A 21,489-nucleotide genomic window follows, 5' to 3' on the forward strand; every position below is an offset into this window, starting at 1 on the left:
TTTTAAGCGGTTATAAAGGGTATGTTGACAATTACTACAAAGCCATTGCCGTTTGGCTTGGCGTTGCAGGAGAACCCGGATAGCTGCCGTTCTTTATTAAAGAGCAAATCCAGTCGTTCCTGTATTATAATCTGCGATAATGATTTCTTTTCCTTGTGCTGGCTGATCGGGCCCTGATTTCCAACACCGTTATCATCTACCGTAATAACCAGTTGTTGTTGTTCCTGGCGGAATGTAATCAGCAGCATTCCTTTGTAGCCGATGGTTTTAAACCCGTGCTCAATGGCATTTTCCACAAAGGGTTGTATCAGCATAGGTGGAATTAATATATCGGAAATGTCCAAATCTCCTGCATCAATCCGGTAGTCAAACATGCCGGTAAAGCGCATCAGTTGTAGCCGGATGTAGTTGTCCAGCGCGCCAATTTCTTCTTCCACCAGAATAAAATCCTCCCGGTTCAGTTCCAGGATATTCCGCATCAGCCTTGAAAAAGACACGAGGTAAGCGTTGGCTTCCTGCTTTCTGTCGCTGCTGATTAATCCTTGCAGATTGGCCACTGCATTATAAATGAAATGGGGGTTCAATTGCATTTGCCGGGTCTTTTGCTCCAGCAGTAAGCGTTTATTATCGATCAGCAGTTTGTCATTTTTCTCCGAGAGCAGGCGTTGCCGGTAGATGTTGTAAATGAAAAATGCCGCGACTACCAATAAGGTACAGATAACGATGAATATCCAGCGTTGTTGGGAAATGATTTTTTGGTTTAAGGCGTTCGTTGTTTTCAACACCACAATGGCCTGATCCTTTTTCTCTGTCTGGTAGCGGGTATGCAGCTCTTCTATTTTGGAAGCCTCAATAGAATCATTATTTCTGGCATAAATCTCGAAGGAGTGGTGGAAGGTTGCAAGGGCACTCCTGTAATCTCCTTTTTTCCGGTAAGCTTCTGTCAAGCCTTCATAGGCAGTAAACAGATTGGCTGATTGCTCTTTTTCAGCTGCCCAGTCAATACCCTCATTATAGTAATAAATAGCAGAATCCAGTTGATTGTTTCTTACAAAACTGGTGGCGAGGTTATTGAAGACAACCGAATTCAGATGATCGTGGGCCTTCATATAATTGAAATATACCTTCTCACATTCAATGGACCTGGCCAATTCTCCAGTGCGGGAGTATATCTGGGCCTCATAGTCATAAGTCCGAACCAATGCCATACTATCTGCAATCTGGATGGCTAACAGGCGGGCGCTATCCAGGTAGCGCTGCATCCCGCTGAGATCGCCCAATCTGGCCGTCAGCATGAAGCGTATGTCAAAATATCGCTGCCGTATGATGGGATGTGCTTTAAAAGGATTGTTCTTATAATACAACCCGGTATAGGTAACGGATTTGCCAATATTCCCATTGGTGTAATAAGACCGGGCCATCAGGTCATACAGGCGATAAAGGAATATACTGTTACTCCGTTCTGCTTTTTTGATAGCCTCCAGGATCTGCTCTGCCCGTTCTGCTTTGGTAATATTGGCGGCTTCCGTGGTAAGATTCAGTACGGAAAAATCGGCTAAAGCTATCAGCTGGGAATCTCTGGGGGAAGGCTCCATCAGCTTATAATAATATACAGCGCTGTCAACTTCCTTCTTCAGTTCATACTGGTATCCCCTGAAATAGTAATAATAGGGATCTTCCTCCTTATTCTTTCTCTTCTCCAGTGCGGCCAGTATAATTTTAACGGTATCTATGAGGAAGGGCTTCCCAAGGGTGTCCTGGGCAAGAATCAATGGAAGGAAAGCAGTATCCTGCTCACTTGTAACAGTTCTTACTGATTTTCCTTCCGGTCCGGCCGGCTGCTTACAGGCTGTATACAGGCATAGCAGCGCTATGAAGGTAACAAAAGCAATACATGGTCGGTACACAATCTTCATACTAAATACAGACATGGTTGGTAATGGAAGTACAGTCACTTGATAACTATCACTATAGCAAGGGACAAATATAAAAATATTTTTCACATTCCTTTCAGTATCAGCCTTTTTTGAATCCGCTAATTGTGCTTTGGCGGCTGGTTTTGTTATGATACTGTATGATTATTTTTAATATTTAAATGATTTTTACGTTACTTCATGTAATGAAACCCGACCTGAAAAGATATTTGTTTGCCTGTTATTACTGTACCTGTATTTTTTAGGGATTAATGGGGGGAGATGATCAAAACCGCGTCTTAAATATATCTACAACTGTTTATCTGATGCTGCAAACCTTTATCTGTATTTGCAAGGGCTGGGTCGTGTTTTTTTGTTTGCTATTATTATCAGCTAAACAGACTTGGGCGCAACAAGCTGCTACTACCCCCACTCAGGGGAAGGTGGTGAATAAATTCACTGAGGAACCATTGCCATTTGCTACTGTTTACTGGAAAGCTGCCGGCTACGGTGTAATGACCGATAGCGCCGGATATTTTCAACTCGTGAGAAGTTCCCGGAAAAATGACACACTGGTGGTTCGTTATGTGGGATATGAGGTGAAATCCTTGCCATTGGCGGCTACGCTGGCATCGTCTTTAATGATACAACTGGAAGCGGCTGTAAAAATCGGCGTAGAGGTGAAAGCCAAAATGGACAAAGGCCTGGTATGGTGGCGGCAGATAGTGGCCCATAGAGACGCAAATTCTCCGGCACATTATCAGAGTTATTATGCGGAGCTCTATAATAAACTGGAGATAGATCTTTCCAATATCAACCGGCAACGCTGGGAGAAGTCGAGGCTCATGAAGCCCTATACTTTTGTTACCCAACAAATAGACACCATTTCAGAACAGCGTCCTTTCCTCCCGGTATTTCTCAGTGAATCCGTTTCTGATTATTATGCAGCCGGCACGCCTCCCAGTATCAGGGAAGAGATCCGGGCATTGAATAACAGTGGTATCAAGAATGAGTCTGTTATGCAGTACCTGGGCGGTATTAATCAGAAGATCAATAGTTATCAGAACTCCCTGATGGTCTTCGGTCGTGAGTTTATCAGTCCGATTGGCAGTACCGGTGATCGCTATTACCACTACAAAGGGTTGGACACGGTGTATCAGCATGGAGAAGCCTATTATCATCTCGCCTTTACACCGCGCCGGGAAGGGGAGAATCTGTTTGCGGGCGACTGCTGGATACAGGCTTCTACCTGGGCGATACAGAAAATCAGTCTCTCTGTGGCCGGTGCGGTAGACATCAACTTCGTAAAACGGCTGGACATTATCCAGGAATTTGCGCAAAATAAGGAGCAGGAATGGGTGGTGACAAAAGATCGTTTCATTGTAGAGCTGGCGCCACTGGGTAAAGACCGGACCACTTTTATTGGCCGTAAAACCACGTTGTACAATCATATTGTTACCAACCAGGATTTTATTACGGAGAAGGTGAATGCCAACCGCAGAAAAGAAGAAGTGGTGATTCCCGATAGTGCGCTAACGGCCGGTAAGCAATACCTGGAAGGCCATCGTCCGGAGACATTAACGCGCAATGAGCTACATGCTATAACGTTAGTGGATACACTAAAATCGATGCCGTCTTTCCGGCAATTGAGCAATACAGCTACCTTTCTTTTTGATGGGCATATTAAGCTCGGGAAAGTAGAGATTGGTCCGTGGTATAAATGGGTAAGCCGTAATCGTGTAGAAGGTCCGAGAGTACGGTTTGATTTGGGGACCACCGCGGAGTTCAGCCGCAACTGGCGTTTATATGGTTACCTCGCTTATGGCACGAAGGATGAATCGCTGAAGGGGAGTATGGCCGTGAATTATATCTCACCCGGTGAAAATGGCTGGCAGGTGATGGCATTTTACAAAGATGACCTGGATAATAACCAACGGGGTTTTAACGGAGAACAGGTATCGCTGGATAATATCTTTGGCCAGCTGGTCCGCCGTCGTGGCATACCGCAGAAGTTCATCCGGGAAGCAGATGCCAGCTTGTCGGTGATCAAACAGTTTCCGCAGGAGTTCTCGTTGCAGGGTACTATTGTTCGTAGTCGCTACACCACCTTTGATCCGCTGCCTCCGCATAAGTTATTCCTGTCGGAAGAAAAGGGGCAGGTGGTGAATACCGAGTTACAATTGAAATTACGTTTCGCGCCGGGAGAGAAGGAGTTACGCACCTTCCGCAAGTTAAAGCGTGTGCGTAGTAATTTACCGGTTTCTGAACTGGCCTATGCTTTTGCACCCACTGGCATGTTCGGTGGCAAATATCATTATCAAAAAGTTAGCTTCAGCGTGCGTCAGCAGTTTCAGTTGCCCGGCTGGGGACGGGTGAATTATATGGTGTATGGTGGCCGGATTTTCACGGAGCGTTTACCCTTTATGCTGTTGCAAATGCATCCGGGAAATGAAACGTATTACTACAATAAAGAAGCGTTCAGCCTGATGAGGAAGTATGAATTTTTTAGCGACCGCTATGCAGGCGTCAACATAGAACACAACTTCAACGGGAAGCTGTTGAACCTGTTGCCATTTATGCGCAGCACCGGCGTCCGCCAGTTTTGGAATGTGAAGTCAGTCATCGGAGATTTGTCTTACAACAGCCGGGTATATAACCACATGGAATTTGGAGGTTATGGTATGCGTTCTCTTAAAGGGAACGTATATACGGAAATAGGCACCGGCTTCGATAATATTTTCCGCTTCTTCCGGGTGGATGCTGTGTGGCGGATTTATCCGCAGCAAACTGCTTTATCGCATAGCAATAACTTTGGATTGTTTGGAAGTTTCCGGTTGCAATTTTAATAACAGCTAAACAACAGATTGGCAGAGGTTGTATCCAACGATGCAACCCTTTTTTTAGTATAATAATGAGGTAATTATTTTCTGATAAATCATAAAGGAGAATTAACGCCAACCTCCACCATTCTGGCGTAATTATTGTTGAATGCCGTAGCATTGAATATTGAGGAGCGCCATCATTACAAACCATATCAGCATCAATATTAAACCATATCAAATTTCATAAACCATATCAAATATCCATAACCAGGCGTGCCGGATTTTAAGTGTAGCAATAGTTACATCTATTGATGGTCCTATTTTCTATCGCCTTACACATTTGCATAAATGATCCATTGCAGGAAGCCTGCCATAGCGGCGTTGTGGCATTACTTGCAGATGAACACATCATTCCTTTGTATCGTTCATTCCCCAAATTGACACCAGATTAAAGTAATTGAAAAACCTTCAACCAGTTTACACTATGTAATTACAAAATGAATAGCGTGAAAAACCTACATGTGCTCCCTAAAAACGAGCTTTCTGTAAAACCAGCATAACTTTCTAAAAATGGTAGACAGACGAAAAACCATTCGCACCCGACAGTGGAACTTTCTATTTTTATTATTTGGGGGACTGAACGCATATGGGCAGTCAACTGTACTCAAAGTAAGCGTTACCAATCAGCAATATCAGGGCGTTAGCGCTAACATTGCAGCAGGCTCAGTAACAGCTGCTACTGATTCAACCGGCAAGGCATTGCTACGTCTTACACCCGGACAGTATCAGATCACCGTTAATGCTACCGGTTATTCCGCCAGTACGCAGGGGATCATGTTGCATGGTGATACGACGATAGCCGTGATATTGTCAAAGAGTACGCATCTGCTCAAACCCGTTACCATTGAGGCAGACCGGATATTGCAGCTTAGCCAGATGAGTTCACATCTGATGACTATTGATCAGATCAAAAAGATGCCCAGGCTACTGGGGGAAATAGATCCCCTAAAGTCTATCACCTTGCTGCCTGGTATCAAGAACGCCGGAGACGCCGGTGGCATCTATGTACGGGGTGGTGGTCCGGATGAGAACCTGGTATTGATGGATGGTATTACTGTGTATAACCCTACGCACCTGCTGGGCGCATTTAGTATCTTCAACGGCGACGCCGTTAAAAGCATCTCTGTTATTAAAGGCGGAATGCCCGCCGAATACGGCGGACGATTGAGTAGCGTTATTTCCGTTGCCTCCCGGGAGGGTAATAAAGACTCTCTTAAATTTAACGGGAGTATAGGCTTGATCTCTTCCCGTCTTACCGTAGAAGGCCCTATATCAAAAGGGAAATCGTCTTTTATTGTCAGCGCCCGCCGTACTTATATCGATCAGATTGCCCGGTGGGTAGCGCCGGAAACCATTAAACAGAATGGTTATTATTTCTATGATGTAAATGCGAAGCTGAATTTTGAGTTAAATAATGCCAATAGTATTTCGGTGAATTTCTATACCGGTAAAGACAAGTTCAATTACGATAAAGAACAATCGAATGACCGGCATCGTAATTTCAACGCTGATTGGGGAAACACACTGGCTGGTATTACCTGGAAGTCCCAGGTCAGCAAACGCATTCAGCAGGAATTATCGTTATCTCATAATTCCTTTGATCTTGGCAGCCGTATCACCTACAATACAGATGGGGTATTATTTTCCTCGGGTCTTTTGGACTATCAGGTCCGGAACGACTGGATGTATATTCCAACAGATCGTTTTAAGTTAAAGGCGGGCTGGCAGGGCACCTGGCATCAGTTCAAGCCGGGCGCGGGCAATACCAGTGCAGGGGAGCAGGAGTTTGTATCAAAAATCAATAAGCAATATGGCCGGGAGGCAGCCGCTTATCTCAGCGCAGACTGGGACATCAGCCGCCAGTTTAATATCCTGGCCGGCGTACGGGCCAGCTATTTTGATCAGATAGGTCCCAAGGACGTTGTGGTATATGGAAAAGATGGCGTCCCTACCGGTAAAACCATCAAATATGGCAAAGGTGCTGTGATTGCCAGGTATATGTATCCCGAACCACGCCTGGCCATGCGATACCTGTTTGATCAGGAAACAAGCGTCAAACTTTCGTATACCCGTACGGTGCAGTACCTGCATTTGGCCACCACCAGTGCCGCTACATTTCCGAGTGATCTATGGATTCCGGTTAGCCGCCTGATAAAACCAGGAATAGCAGATCAGGTGGCTGCAGGCTTTTATAAAAACCTCTCTAAAGGATATGAAATCAGTGCAGAAGCCTACTACAAAAAAATGAGCAACGAATTGGAGTTTATGCCAGGCGCTCAGTTGTTGCTCAATCAGAATATCGAAGGAGAGATGATCTTTGGTTCAGGAAAAGCGTATGGGCTGGAATTATTTTTAAAAAAGAAAACAGGACCATTCACGGGCTGGATCGGTTATACGCTTAGTCGCACCGAACGCACTTTCCCTGCATTGAACAACGGCAAGCCCTTTCCCTACAGGTATGACCGCACCCACGATCTCAATATAGCCGCCAATTATCAACTGTCGAAAAAGTGGTTATTCTCCGGCATATTTGTATACAGCACCGGTAATGCACTCACCATGCCGAATGGTCGCTTTGGTTATAATCTGGGATATAATTTCAGAAGTGATGTACCGGTATTTACCAATGTCGACCGCTATGGTAAGGTCAACGACTATCGTATGCCTGCCTATCATCGCCTCGACCTCTCCGTTACTTTTACACCAAATCCGGAAAGTACCCGGCGCTTTAAAAGTAATTGGATACTGAGTGTATATAACGTTTACAATCGTAATAATCCTTACTTCATTTATGTAGACGTTGACGAGAAAAAACAAACCATACAAGGCAAACAGGTGATATTGTTCCCCATTCTGCCAAGTCTTTCCTGGAATTTTAATTTCTGATGTATGAAAAAACCGAGTAACTATATCTTTGCTTTACTGATACTGCTGCTTTGCAATGCCTGCGAAAAAGACATCGATCTTCAGCTGGATAAAACACCTCCCATGCTGGTGGTAGAAGCATATATCAACAACAATCTCCGTTCTTACAACTATGTCATCATTGGGAAAACGGTCAACTTCACGGAATCACAGTTTGCCAATACGGCGGTGGAAAAAGCCACGGTGACCATCACAGAAGGGGACTTCCAAAAAGGGAAAGGTTATCAATGGAATACTGCCGCTAAAGTAACAATGAAGGAAGGTAAGATGCCTGCCATGCATTCGCTGTATATTCCCGGTGTATACTTTGATCCCAAACTGGTGACGGATTCCGCAAAAGCCCTGATAGGTAAGCCCGGAAAATCCTATCTGCTGGAAATCGTGTCAGAAGGCAAAACATATACGGCTATTACCACTTTACCCATACCGGTGCCGATTGATAGTCTTACCAATACAACTCCTTTTAAAGACGATTCCGGAAGGGTACGAGCCCGGCTTACGGTACATTACACTGACCCCGATACCCTTGGTAATGCGCAGATTTACTATTGGGCAAACCGTTATACCAAAAGTACCTTCGGATGGGGCGCCCTGGGTACAGACAGGTATTTACCCAATACAGACGAACTGGTAAACGGGCAGTCTATACATATCACGCATTCCGCGGTCATGCCGGTAGGAGATACCGCTACTTATTACCTGGTGAGTGTTGAACGTCCGGTGTATGATTTCTGGGATAGCTTTAATAAAGCCAGGGCCAATAGTGGACCGTTTTCAACGCCGGTAGTGTTGAAAAGTAACATAAAGGGAAGTAATGTGGTGGGATGTTTCAGTGGTTTTAGCGTAAGTAGTATGAGGCATGTGATAAAGTAGGAAGACGTTTTATCGTGTAAAGCAAAAAGGTGGCATTTGCCACCTTTTTGCTTTACAGCCGGTACCGTAATAGGTGAATAGTAAGGAGTAGATACTATATAGGTGCTGCAGTGATGATCTGTTTTGTTTGATTTTTTGTATGATAATCGCAGTTGCTAATATTATTTTCACCAAGACGTAAAAAGTATTTGTTTCTGATAATAATTGAATTAATTTGATAGTAATAAATATAGAATCCCAATTCTTAAGATCAATTCTGTTGTACCGAAGATTCAATCAAAATCATAGATAGTAAGTGAGCGTTTAATCCGTTATTTTCTTAAAATTTAATTTGTACTAAAAATTATTGACCCACGTGCGCGCGTATACAGTGAAATGTATTCCTGTAATAACTATGCGGTGTAATTAGCCAGGACTGCCTGGTATTCAGTATTTCCAGTGAATTAAATTGTCTGTTTCCTTATTAAGATGGAAGTCAGCAGGGGAGATTATGTTCGATCGGCATCCTTGTCGGACGTAGTATGTTGTTACTGCCATCATTTGTTTTTATCAATCAAAATTTATTCTTCATCTAAACAATTATTGTGTATGTTTAAAAAGCTACCATTGGGCTTTGCATTTCACGTTGTGTTCCTGTCTTTTAGTTTATTCTTTGTGCAAGCTTACTCACAAAGCAAATTTTCTGTTATTGGAACAGTAACTGATTCAGCAAAGAATCCTCTTCCCGGTGTAAGTGTCTGGGCATCTGGTACCAGGTCTAACGGTACGGCCACAGATGTTAACGGTAAATTTGTACTGGACGTCACTTCTGGTACCGTACTAATTTTCAAATTTGTTGGTTACAACGGAGATACCGTTGCAGTAACGGAGCAGAAAAAGATGATTACTGTGGTGCTGCGGCCATCCAAAACAGTGTTGAAAGACTTTGTGGTAACGGCTTTTGGAAAGAAGCAGATAAAGGAATCAGTAGTAGGCTCCGTTGTTACTATTAAGCCAGACAACCTGAGAACCGCAGGAAGTAACCTGACAAATGCGTTAGCCGGTCAGGTTGCCGGCATTATTGGGGGGCAGTCAAGCGGACAACCAGGCTTAGACAATTCCAACTTTTTCATCCGGGGTGTTACCACGTTTGGTTATCGCCAAAATCCGCTCATCCTGATTGATAACGTTGAATTGACAACAAATGATCTGGCGCGTTTGCAGGTGAATGATATTGCCAGTTTTTCTATTTTGAAAGATGCCAGTGCGACTGCATTATACGGCGCAAGAGGCGCCAATGGTGTTATTCTGGTGACTACCAAAGAAGGGAAAGTAGGAAAAACGAACCTTAATCTGATTCTGGAGAATGCTATTTCAAAACCCACACAAACCATAAAACTGGCAGATCCCATTACTTACATGAAAATGTATAATGAGGCCACCACTACCCGTGATCCGCTTCAGCCCATCATATTTGATGCCGATAAAATATACAATACAGAACAAACACTTAAACATGCTCCCGGCAGTAATCCTTATGTTTACCCGGCGGTGGACTGGCTTGATATGCTGTTCAAGAAGTCTACCAGCACCCAGAGAGCCAATCTTAATGTCAGCGGTGGAGGAGATATAGCACGCTTTATTGTATCAGGATCTTTTAGCAACGACAATGGCATGCTGAAGAAAAGTCCCGCAAATAATTTCAACAATAATGTTAATTATAAAAACTATCAGTTACGCTCCAATGTAAACGTAAATCTTACAAAAACGACGGAGATGGTAATAAGGCTATGGGGAAATTTCAATGACTATAATGGCCCCATGACGAATGACGCTTCCTTCTCTTCAGATCTCTACAGTGCCGCTATGCATACCAGTCCGGTGCTATTTCCTGCTTACTATCAACCGGATTCGGCAAACAGGTTGACACAGCATATTCTCTTTGGTAATTCCAGTCAGGCGGGGGCCAGTGCCAGCCAGATGGGAGTTGGGTATTCTAATCCTTATGCACAGATGCTGAGAGGATACAAAAGATTTTCAGAGTCCCGTATGTCGGCAACACTGGAGATACATCAGGACCTGGATTTTGTAGTGCCCGGATTGAAGCTACAAGGTTTTTTCAATACTAACAGGTACGCCTATTTCGATAATACCATGGCTTATAATCCTTTTTATTATACCATTCAGCCGCAGGACTACAACAAGGCGACTAATCAATATGCACTTACCTGGTTAAACTCCCTGCCAGGTGGTACTTTCCTGGGCAGTCTTGGTTCGGGCGACAACAGTGCGGCTACGGAGTATCTGCAATATTCACCAGGAAAGAAGGATGCCAATACCTTTCTACACTTTCAGGCGCAGCTGGAATATGCGAAGCAATTGCATGACCATAATATTTCTGCGTCATTAATTGGAGTCAGGCAACAGAAACTGATTGCCAACGGTGTTGATCCTGTTACACAAGTACCCAGTCTTCAATATTCATTACCCTACAGAAACCTTAACCTGGCAGGAAGAGTAGCCTACAACTATCTGACGCGGTACTTCGTTGAATTTAACTTTGGGTACAACGGGTCTGAACGTTTTTCCGAGAATCATCGCTTCGGCTTCTTCCCAACTATTGGCGCTTCCTGGATGGTGTCAAAGGAAAAATTCTGGAGTGGTGGTCTGGCCGACATTGTTAGCTCTCTTAAATTACGTGCGAGTTACGGGCTGAGTGGAAATGATGACATTGGCCAACAAAGGTTCTTCTATTTATCGGATGTAAACCTCAACGCGGGTAATGGCTCCTCTTTCGGACTGAATAACGGCTACAGCAGAAATGGAGTGAGTATCAGGAATTACGAGAACAGGAATGTTACCTGGGAAACAGCTAAAATTCTGAATACAGGCGTTGAACTCACGGTACTCAAGGATATTGATTTCATCGTGGAATACTGGAAACAAGACCGCCGCAATATCCTGATGAAGCGCAATATTCCATCGAGCATGGGACTGGAAGCGGACATCCTGACCAACAAAGGAACAGTGAATGTAAGCGGGCTTGATCTGACAGCCAACATTAACCATAATTTTTCAAAGGACCTCAGAGTGTTGATCATGTCTAACCTGACCTACTCAAAAGGTACTTATGGCGTGTACGAAGAGCCTCAATATGCGGAGGCCTGGAGGTATCGGTCAGGCACTGCGTTGAATCAACAGTTCGGCTATATTGCGGAAAGACTTTTTGTTGACGACAAAGAAGCCGCTGCTTCTCCAACGCAGCAATTTGGAGGTAACGCTGTTAAAGGAGGCGATATCAAATACAGAGACCTGAATGGAGATGGGCGCATCACTGTGGCGGACATGGCGCCGATCGGATATCCGACCGTTCCTCAAATCATGTATGGCTTTGGATTTTCTGTAAACTACAAAGGCATCGAATTTAACGCCCGCTTTCAGGGACAATCGAGAGTGTCCCTTTTTATAGACCCGAGATCCGTGAGTCCTTTTGTTATTCCACCAGCACCTCAGATTCAGGGACAATCACAAGTGTTAAAGGCGTTTGCTGACAATCACTGGTCGGAAGAAAACCAGAATCTTTATGCGCTCTATCCCCGCCTGGGTACCAGCTCACAGGCCATTGAGAATAACCTGCAGAGTAGTACCTGGTGGATGCGGGATGGTAGTTTCCTGAGATTGAAGACCGCAGAAATCGGATACGCGTTGCCTCCCTCGTTGTTAAAAAAGCTGGGCCTCCATTACTGCCGCATATATGTAAATGGCATCAACCTGTTCAATATTACCAGGTTTAATCTCTGGGACCCTGAGCTGGGTGGAAATGGATTCAACTATCCAATCCAGAAGGCATATAACATTGGTATTAACATCAACATATAAAAGCGAGAAAAATGAGCATCTTCCAAAAAAATATAACTACCAGCATATTTTCTGCTTTTCTGTTTTGTCTGATTTTGATGATAAACACCGGTTGCAAAAAGTACCTGGATGTAACACCTGAAAACGTAGGAACGATAGACTACGCCTTCCGAAACCGGAATGAAGCAGAAAATTACCTGTTTACCTGCTACAATACGCTGCAGAAAATGGGTGATGTGTTAAGTGATCCAGGTTTTACTACATCTGCCGAAATCGTTTATCCTAACGATTTATCGGAAAGACCCATTGCAGATGCGGGTTTTCAGTTAATCCGCGGAACAGTACAAAATATTTCTAACCCAATACTAAATTACTGGGATAACCCTAATCAGGGATATGGCCTTTTTCAGGCGATCAGGCGCTGTAATATTATGCTGGAGAATATTGATAAACCAATTGATCTCAGCCCCAGTGAAAAAGCGCGATGGATTGCAGAGGTAAAATTCCTGAAAGCATACTACTATTATTTCCTGGCGAGGATGTATGGCCCTGTTCCTATTTACAAGGTAAACCAATCCGTAACCGCACCTATTGAAGAGATCAGGGTGAAGAGAGATCCTGTTGATTCTGTATTTAATTATGCAGCGCAGCTGTTGGATGAGGCTGCGCCTGACCTGCCGGAACAGATTGGAAACATACAAAAGGAATTGGGAAGAATTACTAAAGTGATTGCTTTATCTGTAAAAGCGGAAATACTTGCCACCCAGGCAAGCCCATTGTACAATGGGAATGCCGACTATGCCGGATACAAAAACAAAGATGGGAAGCTGCTGTTTTCTGCTACAGCAGATCCGGCAAAGTGGAAGAAAGCGGCAGTAGCCTGTAAAGCAGCCATTGATGCGGCTGTTGCAGTGAACGTGAAATTGTATAGGTTCATACAACCTGCTAACCTACCTGTTGTCAGTGATTCCCTGAAAGGTGTATTAACGATTCAAAATGCCGTAACCGAAAAATGGGACTTTAATGCCGAAGTTATCTGGGCGCTGAACCCCACTTTCGGCTATCAGAGCTTCTGTATTCCCAGGCTCACTTCTAAAGCAGTGCAGAATTCAACAGCTGCCGCAGGTAGCTTTACGGTACCTCTTTTTACCACCGACTTGTTCTATACCGATAAGGGGATTCCTATTAATGAAGATAAAACATGGGACTATGGCCATCGTTTTGATCTGCAAACAGGTGATGAGGCCAATAAATATTATATCCACAAGGGATATACAACTATCAAAAATAATTTCAGCAGAGAACAAAGATATTATGCCAACATTGGTTTTGATGGAGGAGTATGGTTTGGTAATGGGGTGACTGATCAGAATAACGCCCTGTATATTGAAGCAAAAGGAGCGGACTCAAAAGCCGGACCTAAAGACAGGGTAAGGATTAATGTGCTGGCTATCTGGCCTAAAAAGCTGGTGAACTATCTGACCGTTTTCGATGATGGTGTACAGCAATCATCCTATCATTTACCTCGTACCCGTCTCGCTGATCTGTACCTGCTCTATGCGGAGTGCCTGAATGAAGCAGACGGACCAACACAGGAGGCATACAGCTATATAGATATGGTACGGCAACGTGCTGGCCTGAAAGGTGTACTGGAATCCTGGGCGCAGTATAGTAACCGCCCTTCAAAACCAGCTTCTAAAGAAGGCCTCCGCGAGATCATCCATCGTGAACGTCGGATAGAATTGTGCTTTGAAGGAAAGGCCGGCTGGGATCTCCGGAGATGGAAGGAAATGCTGACAGTGCTTTCAAATCCTATTCAGGGGTGGAGCATTTATCAAAAAACAGATGATAATTTTTATACCCTGCAAACTTTATTTATACCTGCAGTGACTACAAAAGATTATTTCTTCCCGCTGTCAGATGCCGCGTTGTCGAACAATCCTAATCTTGTTCAAACATTGTACTGGTAATAATTTAATGATATTAAAAAAGAACAGTTATGCGCGACAGATATATCTTTCATAAGCTTGCTTTATTAGTTGCTATTTTATGGGTTCACTTTTCCTGTAGTAAAGTAGTAGACTATAATCAGCCTGTTTCCAATGATAAGACAAAGCCAGGAGTGGTGACTAATATTAAAGTAATCAACTTTAAAGGCGGCTCTTATATTACGTATGATTTGCCCAAAGAAGGTAACGTATTATATGTCCAGGCCGATTATACCATTAATACGCAAACCGGGAAGAAAAGGCAAACTAAATCCAGTTACTATAGTGACACGATTACAGTAGAAGGTTTCGCGGAAAAGAAAGCATATGATGTGACCCTCACCACGGTTACCCGCTCCAATGTAGTGTCTGACGGGGTAACGGTGCCTGTTTTTCCTGATACGCCTGTTTACAAACTGGTAGCACGAACAATAAAGATGCAGGCTGATTTTGGAGGGGTGAATGTTCAAACTGCCAACCCGGATAAAAAAGCAGTGGGGGTTATTGTATTATACCAGCCAGTTGCGGCAGATAAATATTCGATCTATCAACAAAATTTCAGTGATTACGACCATGTCAATTTTTCCACCAGGGGATTTGACACGTTACCCAAAAAATTTGCCGTATACATTACAGATCAATGGGGGAATAATTCAGATACGGTTTATAAAACCATCAATCCTTTATTTGAGATGCAACTGGATAAAAGCAAGTTTTTTGCAAATGCCCTACCCAGTGATACAAAAATTGGTTTTGGATGGGTGCTACCCAATTTATGGGATGGCAGAACAGACGGCAATGGCTGGCATACTGTTCAGGAGAATGTTCCCTTGCCCATTGTATGCACTTTTGGGATCGGTGTATATGCAAAGCTAAGCCGGTTTATTCTTTATGGGCGAGCGGGATATGAATATGGACATGGAAATCCAAAGGTCTTTTCTTTGTGGGGATCTGATAAGATCGCCCCGGCAGATGCTGTTCTACCCGTATCTGCACCAGAAGGCGCCGTACAGGGAGATTGGGTAAACCTGGGCAACTATGTATGGCCCGGACCTCCTTCAGGCGCTCCTCCTACTGCGCCAACAGATGCCGATAAAGCATTCTTTAACAGGGGACTGGAATTGAATGTGCCTTTTAAAGCGCCTAAAATAAGGTTCCTGAGATTAGCCGTGTCAGAATCCTGGTCTGGGGCCACTTTTGCACATGCCATGGAAATAACATTATACGGAAATACAAACTAAATAACTTTACATATGAGACAAACTGCCATCTGGATACTGTTTATTTCCCTTATGTTTTTAAGCTGCGCTAAAGATGCCACCAAATACCGGGACCTGTTGGGCGGCAGCGAAATAACATACCCCGGACTTACCAATAATTTTAAGGCGTATCAGGGAAATTTGCGCCTAAAACTACAATGGAACCCAAGTCCCGATCCAGGGATTAAGCGTTACATTATTTACTGGAATAACGGTAATGATTCTATTCTACTAAAGAGCTCAGGTAATAACCCGGCTGATACTGTCAGTACCATTATATCGGGTCTTAATGAGGATATACAAAATTTTGTGTTATATACTATTGGAGAAAAAGGAGAACGATCAATAGGGCAGACACTTTCTGCGGTAAGGATTTATGGTCCGTTGTATATTTCCTCCCTTGTTAATCGTTCCCTTAATGCGGGGAAGGCTCCTGTAGCCATAAACAGCAATACTTACAAGCTGTTTTTTACGGTTGCAGATACTTTAAACATCAGTACCTCCCTTACATACCTGGATAGCCTGCAGCAAACCAGGATAGTAAACATAAGCGCAAAGACAGATTCTGTTATTTTGAATCTGGCCACAGCCGGTACAAAAGTAGCGGTGCGTTCATCTTATGTGCCCATCAGGAATGCGATTGATACTTTTGAGGTTACTTATAGTGATACGCTGACGCTTAAGTAGCGGATAGCAGATAATTTGAAAGGCTTGTAGGTTGTTTACCTACAAGCCTTTTTTTATATTGATGAATTATTTGTTTATTGCTGTCGGTAATGCTTTAAAAGTAAAAGACGGCCGCAGTGTCAGGTCGTTTTATTGGAATAATCAACATTCATAAAATCGATAAAACGATGGAAACAAAAACAGCGCTTATAAGTGGATTGATCAAGGAAGCATTTCTCCTGAGTAAGCTGCGTCATGATTTATTTGAATTTTTAAATTGGGATAAGTCGTTTGAAAGTGCAGATGGTTACCGTGTTCCCGTCTATAACGAGAGCACAACGCTAATAGACTACGTTACGATAAACGAAAACGATGAAATTAAGGTAGTGGTGTATAAATATGTGCATCACCATGAAGATGTTTATTATAGTGTTATTATTGGCATAGGTACATTTATCGAGCATGAAGTTCGGGACTTTTTTACAGTAAGCAAATGTTTAGGCACGCTGAAATATAATCACGATTTTAGCTGTTATGATATAGAATTTTCAATTAGCGATTTAAACAGGCAGCGTTGAGAGATAGATCTAAATTCACAAATAAAAGGAAGTAAATAAAGATGGTATTGGAAACGTTGATAGGTCAATATGTTGAGTTGTATGATAGTAGGATTCATATGATCATCCAGCTGTTTACTGATAAATTTGGGGAGGGGCATCATTTAGGAATGTTCTGGAACGGGTTGATTGATAAGACGGGCTATTTAGATGCCGATCATCAAATAGAATACTCTTTTCATGGAGGAGGGGTTAGTGTTTATTTTGCAGATGAGGAAGTCATCTCTTTTGATTTTGATGGGAATAACGGGTACTCTTTTGACGACTTTAAATTCTGTTTATTTATAGAAAGTACTAACGCCTTGAAGGAGTATAAATCTATCATAAAAGATATTTATAGTTTGAAGGTGCATGTGAAGAAACACAATGGACATTTTGTATTGACGAGAATAATCAGCGGTCACTGATAGAAAACAAAGGCACTGATAGATTCTATCAGCGCCTTTTTAGTCGTCATTATCAGGTGATTACTTCGCCGCCGGATAGGTATAATTGAGCATCCATTTGATGCCAAACCGGTCTTCACACATACCAAAATAAGCCCCCCAGAACGTTTTATTCACGGGCATTTCAACTTTTCCGCCAGTTGAAAGTGCTTTAAACAGGCTATCTACTTCCTCTTCCGTATCGGTGTGAATCACCAGGTGTATATTATTCCCTAACTGTACTTTCTGTTCCATAGACTCCAGGAAGTCTGTTCCCATCAGCACTGCGCCGTTTTTGGTGGTAAGTATAATATTCATGATTTTATCCCGCTCGTGAGGTGGCATATTTTCGCCACCGGGAGTATCTTTAAAGCGTGCAAAGGAAGTAAACTCTCCGCCGAAAATGGATTTGTAGAAATTCATGGCCTCCTCGGTATTGCCCTGGAAATTGAAATAAGTGGTAATTGCTTGCATGATAAAGGTGTTTTAAGCTGAAAGCAAAGGTAAAGACAGAAAGCAATCCCTATAAACGGTAAATACGGCAACTTATGATAGGTGTTTGCGTCATTTCTTTGGTTTACTTTTGATCATTATGATCCAGATATTCATTCTCACCGTAAGAAATGCAGGCGTGGCATCCATTGCAGACTGCCAGCAAGTTTTTACCATGGTGAACACCTTTCTGACGGAGCGGGGGAAAAAGCCCTTGTTTGATGTACGACTAGCCGGTATTACAACCGATGTAACCTACAATGGGGGCCATTTTAAAGTCGTCCCTGATGTGAGGCTGGAGGACATACAAACCGCGGATCTCATTATCATTCCTACACTGACAGGCGATATGAGTACCGCTGTGATGCTTAATACGCCTTATTCTCTGTGGGCTGCCGAACAATATAAAGAGGGGGTTGAAATTGCCTGTTTAAGCTCCGGCGTTTTTCTATTGGCCTTTTCCGGAGTCCTGAAAGGCCGGCAATGTACTACTCACTGGAATTATGCCAATGAATTAAAGTTCTATTACCCATCTATCGATGTGACAGATGAACGCATGATCACCGACCAGCATGGCCTCTATTCCTGCGGAGGAGGCAATGCCTACTGGAACCTGCTGCTACATCTGGTAGAGAAATATGCAGGCCGGGAAATAGCCATCTACGCAGCCAAATACTTCGTTATCGACCTCGACAAAAGTGTACAGTCTCCCTTCATCGTGTTCCATGGCCTCAAAGAACATCACGACGACAACATTAAGGCCGTGCAGTTATATATTGAAAGGCATTATAAAGAAAAGCTCACCGTAGATGATCTGGCGATAGCCTTCAATATGAGCCGGAGATCCTTTGAACGACGTTTCAAAAAAGCTACCCGGAATACCGTGGCAGAGTATATACAACGGGTTAAAATTGAAGGGGCAAAAAAACAACTGGAAGTTGGCAGAAAATCTATCCGGGAAGTAATGCTGAATGTGGGCTATACCGATACACAGAGCTTTAGGGACGTGTTCAGACGTAATACGGGTATGACTCCCGTGGAATACAAGAACAAGTATTCAAGGAAAATGCTGGACTGACCAGCAGTATAAAAGTAGGTTATACCAAAAATGGAACGGCTATACGAATTTTTATTTTCGTACAGCCGTTTCATTTATGCCACTGCTTCCGCCTTATACCCTGCCTTTTCGATAGCCTGTTGTATCTGAGCTTTTCCTGCCTTGTCTGTAGCTACTACCAATAATTTATCCGGGCTCTGCAGATCCACTTCCCAGTTATCGGCGCCTGCCAGTTCATTTAATACGGGGGTAACTGCGGCGATGCAACCTGAACATTTGATGTTTGTTTTGAATTGTACTGTTTCCATGATTATTTCTTTTTAAGATGATTTGCTGTTTGATGATGTAAAATTACAGCTACGGAGGTGCTTCTCCGTTATACTATAGAGCGGATGTTTTATATAATTATCCCATTTATGCTTATTTTTGCCCTCCATATCTCGGAAACCTTTGAAAAATCACACTAAAAGTGGTCGGGATAGTGTTTATATTATTGTTTGGTAAGAAATAAGGACTTCATGCAAATTTCATTAAAACCTGTATTACTGCTGCTATTGCCATTTGCCAGCTTTGCTCAGAAAACGGTATTACCCGGTCACCCGGACGTTAACACCGCTCGTTTAAAACCCGGAAAATCGTTATACACGATCTATTATGTAAAAGATAACAACTGGACAAAAAAGGGTAGTTATACCAACGAGATATCCGTCTCAGGAAACGAACTGACGTTGGTGGCGAACTATGTAGATGAGAAAGACCAATGGTTTAAGAAAAGAACGTCTGTAGCAGATGCTAAAACACTCAGCCCGGTCAGCTATAAATCGGAAAGCACCAAAGGCTCGCTGGCATTGAATTTTGGAACTACCATTACCGGTAAGGAACGGAAGTCAAAAGTGGATAAGGAGAAATCAATATCCATGAAATTTGCCGGAAAATTTGTTGATTTCAATGTGTCAGAAATTTTCTTCACCGCATTGCCACTGGATGTAGGTTATAAGGCCATCGTGCCGGAGTTTTATTATATGGATAGCCCGGATAGTGTTTTATCTAACTATATTATCAAAGATGTAAAAAGTTATGTGCAGCGTTCTCCTAAAACCGGCAATCACGACAGCTGGCTGGTGAGTGTACTGGAAGAAAGCTCCGGAGCTGTATACACCTACATCATAGATAAAAAAGACTATAGAATATGGCAAAGAGAAATGCCTGCAGGTGGTGGTACCACAGAGATTTGTGTCAATGAAGAATTAGATTACCAGCCTATAGCCAGCAAATTTGATAAAGCAGAGAATTTAAGAAAGATAGAAAACGGAAATAGTGTCATCATGGGTACGGCCTTAGCCAGGGATCACGGAAACAGCCGGGTGCAGGTAGTGAATATAAATAAAGCACAATTCGCGCCCAAAGGTACCACCGTGTACCTGTTGCCTAATTCTGATTATCTGGAAGAATGGAAAGCGGTAAATAAGAAAATACGGAAGCGTAACAAGGTGCAGGAAGTACCTATTGATGCTAACGTGGCCGCCTGTATTAAGAAAACAACCATTTATGATGACAAAGGCCACTTTGAATTCACGAACTTAATGCCTGGAGAATATATACTGTGGACCACTTTCGGATATACACACAAGTACTCCTATCAATATTATGCCGGGACTTCTAACCTGGTGCATCCAAGTGGAGCGGTGTTATCTTCCACGCCTATTTATAATTCAGCCAGTGGCGCATCCGGCGCGACAGCTGAAATAGAGGAGAAGATCACTATTCATAAGGATGGCGATAAAGTAACTGTTAGTTTGAAAGATGTACGCTGATTTGTGGTATCTTTTGCGGGAAATGAAAAAACTATGAAAGTAATCGCCATATCTTTTTTTTGTTTGGTCATGGGGATGATTGTCAATGGACAGTCGAAATCCGCTAATACAGGCATTCCCGGAGGCCAGGTAGTAGGACAGGCCACTGGTGATCTGGATAAGGATAGCGTGAACGAAACGGTCTACATCTATGATGTGGTATCTCCGAAAGACAAGTTAGCGGTAACGAGGATGTTGGCCGTATACAAGACTGTTATGGGTAAGCAGCAGTTGTGGTACAAAACACCGATTGATTCCATTGAGAACATCAATTTCCCGATGAACAGAGAGGTCAATAGCTTGTCTATACGCCGCAATTGTATAGTAATAGAGCAACAGCGTTTTGCCGGAGGACGTAACAGCGAAACGTCTACTCATATTTTCAGATTTCAGAATAATGGCTGGTACCTGATTGGTTCAACCGTAAATGCGATCACTAACTGTTATGGGGCTACTAAATATCAAATCAATTTCTCCACTGGTGATGTCCGGATCGATTTTGAGCCGGATGGAGGATGTGATGATGATCCGCAACCCTCAACAGCAAAGGCTTCTCACCAGTCTTTCAAATATGTGTTCAAAAGCCTTCCCCGCCTGGATACACTCAATATGGGAGAAAACAGCTTCATCGTTTCAGGAAAGCAGGAATGCTATTATTAAGTAAGTAGCAAGTTATAAATGTAACGGCCATACGAGGTTTAT

General features: G+C 43.2%; 15 protein-coding genes. 12 read left to right on the plus strand and 3 right to left on the minus strand.

Going from position 1 to position 21,489, the window contains the following annotated elements:
- Positions 1-2: 2 nt before the first annotated feature.
- Entirely contained in the window at positions 3-1,916 is a 1,914-nt protein-coding gene (locus tag AC1DFM_RS12120) for a histidine kinase (protein ID WP_477076993.1), read from the minus strand.
- Between the two features lie 323 nt (positions 1,917-2,239).
- On the opposite strand from AC1DFM_RS12120, the gene AC1DFM_RS12125 reads away from it, so the two are divergent.
- The 9 genes from AC1DFM_RS12125 (at position 2,240) to AC1DFM_RS12165 (ending at position 17,367) form a co-directional block, all read left to right on the plus strand.
- Positions 2,240-4,759, plus strand: a complete 2,520-nt coding sequence (locus tag AC1DFM_RS12125) for a DUF5686 and carboxypeptidase-like regulatory domain-containing protein (protein ID WP_477076994.1) — start codon at positions 2,240-2,242, stop codon at positions 4,757-4,759.
- A gap of 546 nt (positions 4,760-5,305) precedes the next feature.
- A complete protein-coding gene (locus tag AC1DFM_RS12130) occupies positions 5,306-7,681 on the plus strand; it encodes a TonB-dependent receptor (protein WP_477076995.1) in 2,376 nt (791 codons plus the stop codon).
- 3 nt (positions 7,682-7,684) lie between these two features.
- On the plus strand, positions 7,685-8,593 hold the full coding sequence (locus AC1DFM_RS12135; protein WP_477076996.1) for a DUF4249 domain-containing protein: 909 nt from the start codon (positions 7,685-7,687) through the stop codon (positions 8,591-8,593).
- 588 nt (positions 8,594-9,181) lie between these two features.
- Positions 9,182-12,451, plus strand: a complete 3,270-nt coding sequence (locus tag AC1DFM_RS12140) for a SusC/RagA family TonB-linked outer membrane protein (RefSeq protein WP_477076997.1) — start codon at positions 9,182-9,184, stop codon at positions 12,449-12,451.
- Between the two features lie 11 nt (positions 12,452-12,462).
- Positions 12,463-14,400, plus strand: coding sequence for a RagB/SusD family nutrient uptake outer membrane protein (locus AC1DFM_RS12145; protein ID WP_477076998.1), 1,938 nt, complete (start codon positions 12,463-12,465; stop codon positions 14,398-14,400).
- Positions 14,401-14,429: 29 nt separating this feature from the next.
- Entirely contained in the window at positions 14,430-15,659 is a 1,230-nt protein-coding gene (locus AC1DFM_RS12150) for a DUF5000 domain-containing lipoprotein (protein WP_477076999.1), read from the plus strand.
- A gap of 12 nt (positions 15,660-15,671) precedes the next feature.
- Positions 15,672-16,364, plus strand: a complete 693-nt coding sequence (locus tag AC1DFM_RS12155) for a DUF4998 domain-containing protein (RefSeq protein ID WP_477077000.1) — start codon at positions 15,672-15,674, stop codon at positions 16,362-16,364.
- A 167-nt stretch (positions 16,365-16,531) separates the two neighbouring features.
- Positions 16,532-16,921 (plus strand): hypothetical protein, encoded by a 390-nt coding sequence (locus AC1DFM_RS12160; RefSeq protein ID WP_477077001.1) that lies wholly within the window; start codon positions 16,532-16,534, stop codon positions 16,919-16,921.
- Between the two features lie 47 nt (positions 16,922-16,968).
- On the plus strand, positions 16,969-17,367 hold the full coding sequence (locus tag AC1DFM_RS12165) for a DUF6896 domain-containing protein (RefSeq protein WP_477077002.1): 399 nt from the start codon (positions 16,969-16,971) through the stop codon (positions 17,365-17,367).
- A gap of 60 nt (positions 17,368-17,427) precedes the next feature.
- On the opposite strand, the gene AC1DFM_RS12170 is transcribed toward AC1DFM_RS12165, so the two are convergent.
- Complete coding sequence (locus AC1DFM_RS12170) at positions 17,428-17,859, minus strand: VOC family protein (protein ID WP_477077003.1); 432 nt, start codon at positions 17,857-17,859, stop codon at positions 17,428-17,430.
- 118 nt (positions 17,860-17,977) lie between these two features.
- On the opposite strand from AC1DFM_RS12170, the gene AC1DFM_RS12175 reads away from it, so the two are divergent.
- Positions 17,978-18,955 carry a GlxA family transcriptional regulator gene (locus AC1DFM_RS12175; RefSeq protein WP_477077004.1) on the plus strand — a complete coding sequence of 326 codons (978 nt, stop codon included), beginning with the start codon at positions 17,978-17,980 and terminating at the stop codon, positions 18,953-18,955.
- A 74-nt stretch (positions 18,956-19,029) separates the two neighbouring features.
- Here AC1DFM_RS12175 and AC1DFM_RS12180 read toward each other — a convergent pair whose 3' ends face one another.
- Positions 19,030-19,242, minus strand: coding sequence for a heavy-metal-associated domain-containing protein (locus AC1DFM_RS12180; protein WP_477077005.1), 213 nt, complete (start codon positions 19,240-19,242; stop codon positions 19,030-19,032).
- A 210-nt stretch (positions 19,243-19,452) separates the two neighbouring features.
- Here AC1DFM_RS12180 and AC1DFM_RS12185 point away from each other — a divergent pair, with 210 nt between their 5' ends.
- Together AC1DFM_RS12185 and AC1DFM_RS12190 are read left to right on the plus strand one after the other, a co-directional pair.
- Complete coding sequence (locus tag AC1DFM_RS12185) at positions 19,453-20,748, plus strand: DUF3108 domain-containing protein (protein WP_477077006.1); 1,296 nt, start codon at positions 19,453-19,455, stop codon at positions 20,746-20,748.
- Positions 20,749-20,781: 33 nt separating this feature from the next.
- The gene (locus tag AC1DFM_RS12190; protein WP_477077007.1) at positions 20,782-21,447 is read left to right on the plus strand and encodes a hypothetical protein; all 666 of its coding nucleotides are present in this window, start codon (positions 20,782-20,784) and stop codon (positions 21,445-21,447) included.
- Positions 21,448-21,489: the final 42 nt, after the last annotated feature.

The organism is Chitinophaga sp. 05T412 (assembly GCF_056396465.1).

Excerpts from the sequence above, each read along its gene's own strand:
- AC1DFM_RS12120 (WP_477076993.1), bottom strand. The coding sequence starts at position 1,916 with ATGAAGATTGTGTACCGACCATGTATTGCTTTTGTTACCTTCATAGCG.
- AC1DFM_RS12125 (WP_477076994.1), top strand. The coding sequence starts at position 2,240 with ATGCTGCAAACCTTTATCTGTATTTGCAAGGGCTGGGTCGTGTTTTTT.
- AC1DFM_RS12130 (WP_477076995.1), top strand. The coding sequence starts at position 5,306 with ATGGTAGACAGACGAAAAACCATTCGCACCCGACAGTGGAACTTTCTA.
- AC1DFM_RS12135 (WP_477076996.1), top strand. The coding sequence starts at position 7,685 with ATGAAAAAACCGAGTAACTATATCTTTGCTTTACTGATACTGCTGCTT.
- AC1DFM_RS12140 (WP_477076997.1), top strand. The coding sequence starts at position 9,182 with ATGTTTAAAAAGCTACCATTGGGCTTTGCATTTCACGTTGTGTTCCTG.
- AC1DFM_RS12145 (WP_477076998.1), top strand. The coding sequence starts at position 12,463 with ATGAGCATCTTCCAAAAAAATATAACTACCAGCATATTTTCTGCTTTT.
- AC1DFM_RS12150 (WP_477076999.1), top strand. The coding sequence starts at position 14,430 with ATGCGCGACAGATATATCTTTCATAAGCTTGCTTTATTAGTTGCTATT.
- AC1DFM_RS12155 (WP_477077000.1), top strand. The coding sequence starts at position 15,672 with ATGAGACAAACTGCCATCTGGATACTGTTTATTTCCCTTATGTTTTTA.
- AC1DFM_RS12160 (WP_477077001.1), top strand. The coding sequence starts at position 16,532 with ATGGAAACAAAAACAGCGCTTATAAGTGGATTGATCAAGGAAGCATTT.
- AC1DFM_RS12170 (WP_477077003.1), bottom strand. The coding sequence starts at position 17,859 with ATGCAAGCAATTACCACTTATTTCAATTTCCAGGGCAATACCGAGGAG.
- AC1DFM_RS12175 (WP_477077004.1), top strand. The coding sequence starts at position 17,978 with ATGATCCAGATATTCATTCTCACCGTAAGAAATGCAGGCGTGGCATCC.
- AC1DFM_RS12180 (WP_477077005.1), bottom strand. The coding sequence starts at position 19,242 with ATGGAAACAGTACAATTCAAAACAAACATCAAATGTTCAGGTTGCATC.
- AC1DFM_RS12185 (WP_477077006.1), top strand. The coding sequence starts at position 19,453 with ATGCAAATTTCATTAAAACCTGTATTACTGCTGCTATTGCCATTTGCC.
- AC1DFM_RS12190 (WP_477077007.1), top strand. The coding sequence starts at position 20,782 with ATGAAAGTAATCGCCATATCTTTTTTTTGTTTGGTCATGGGGATGATT.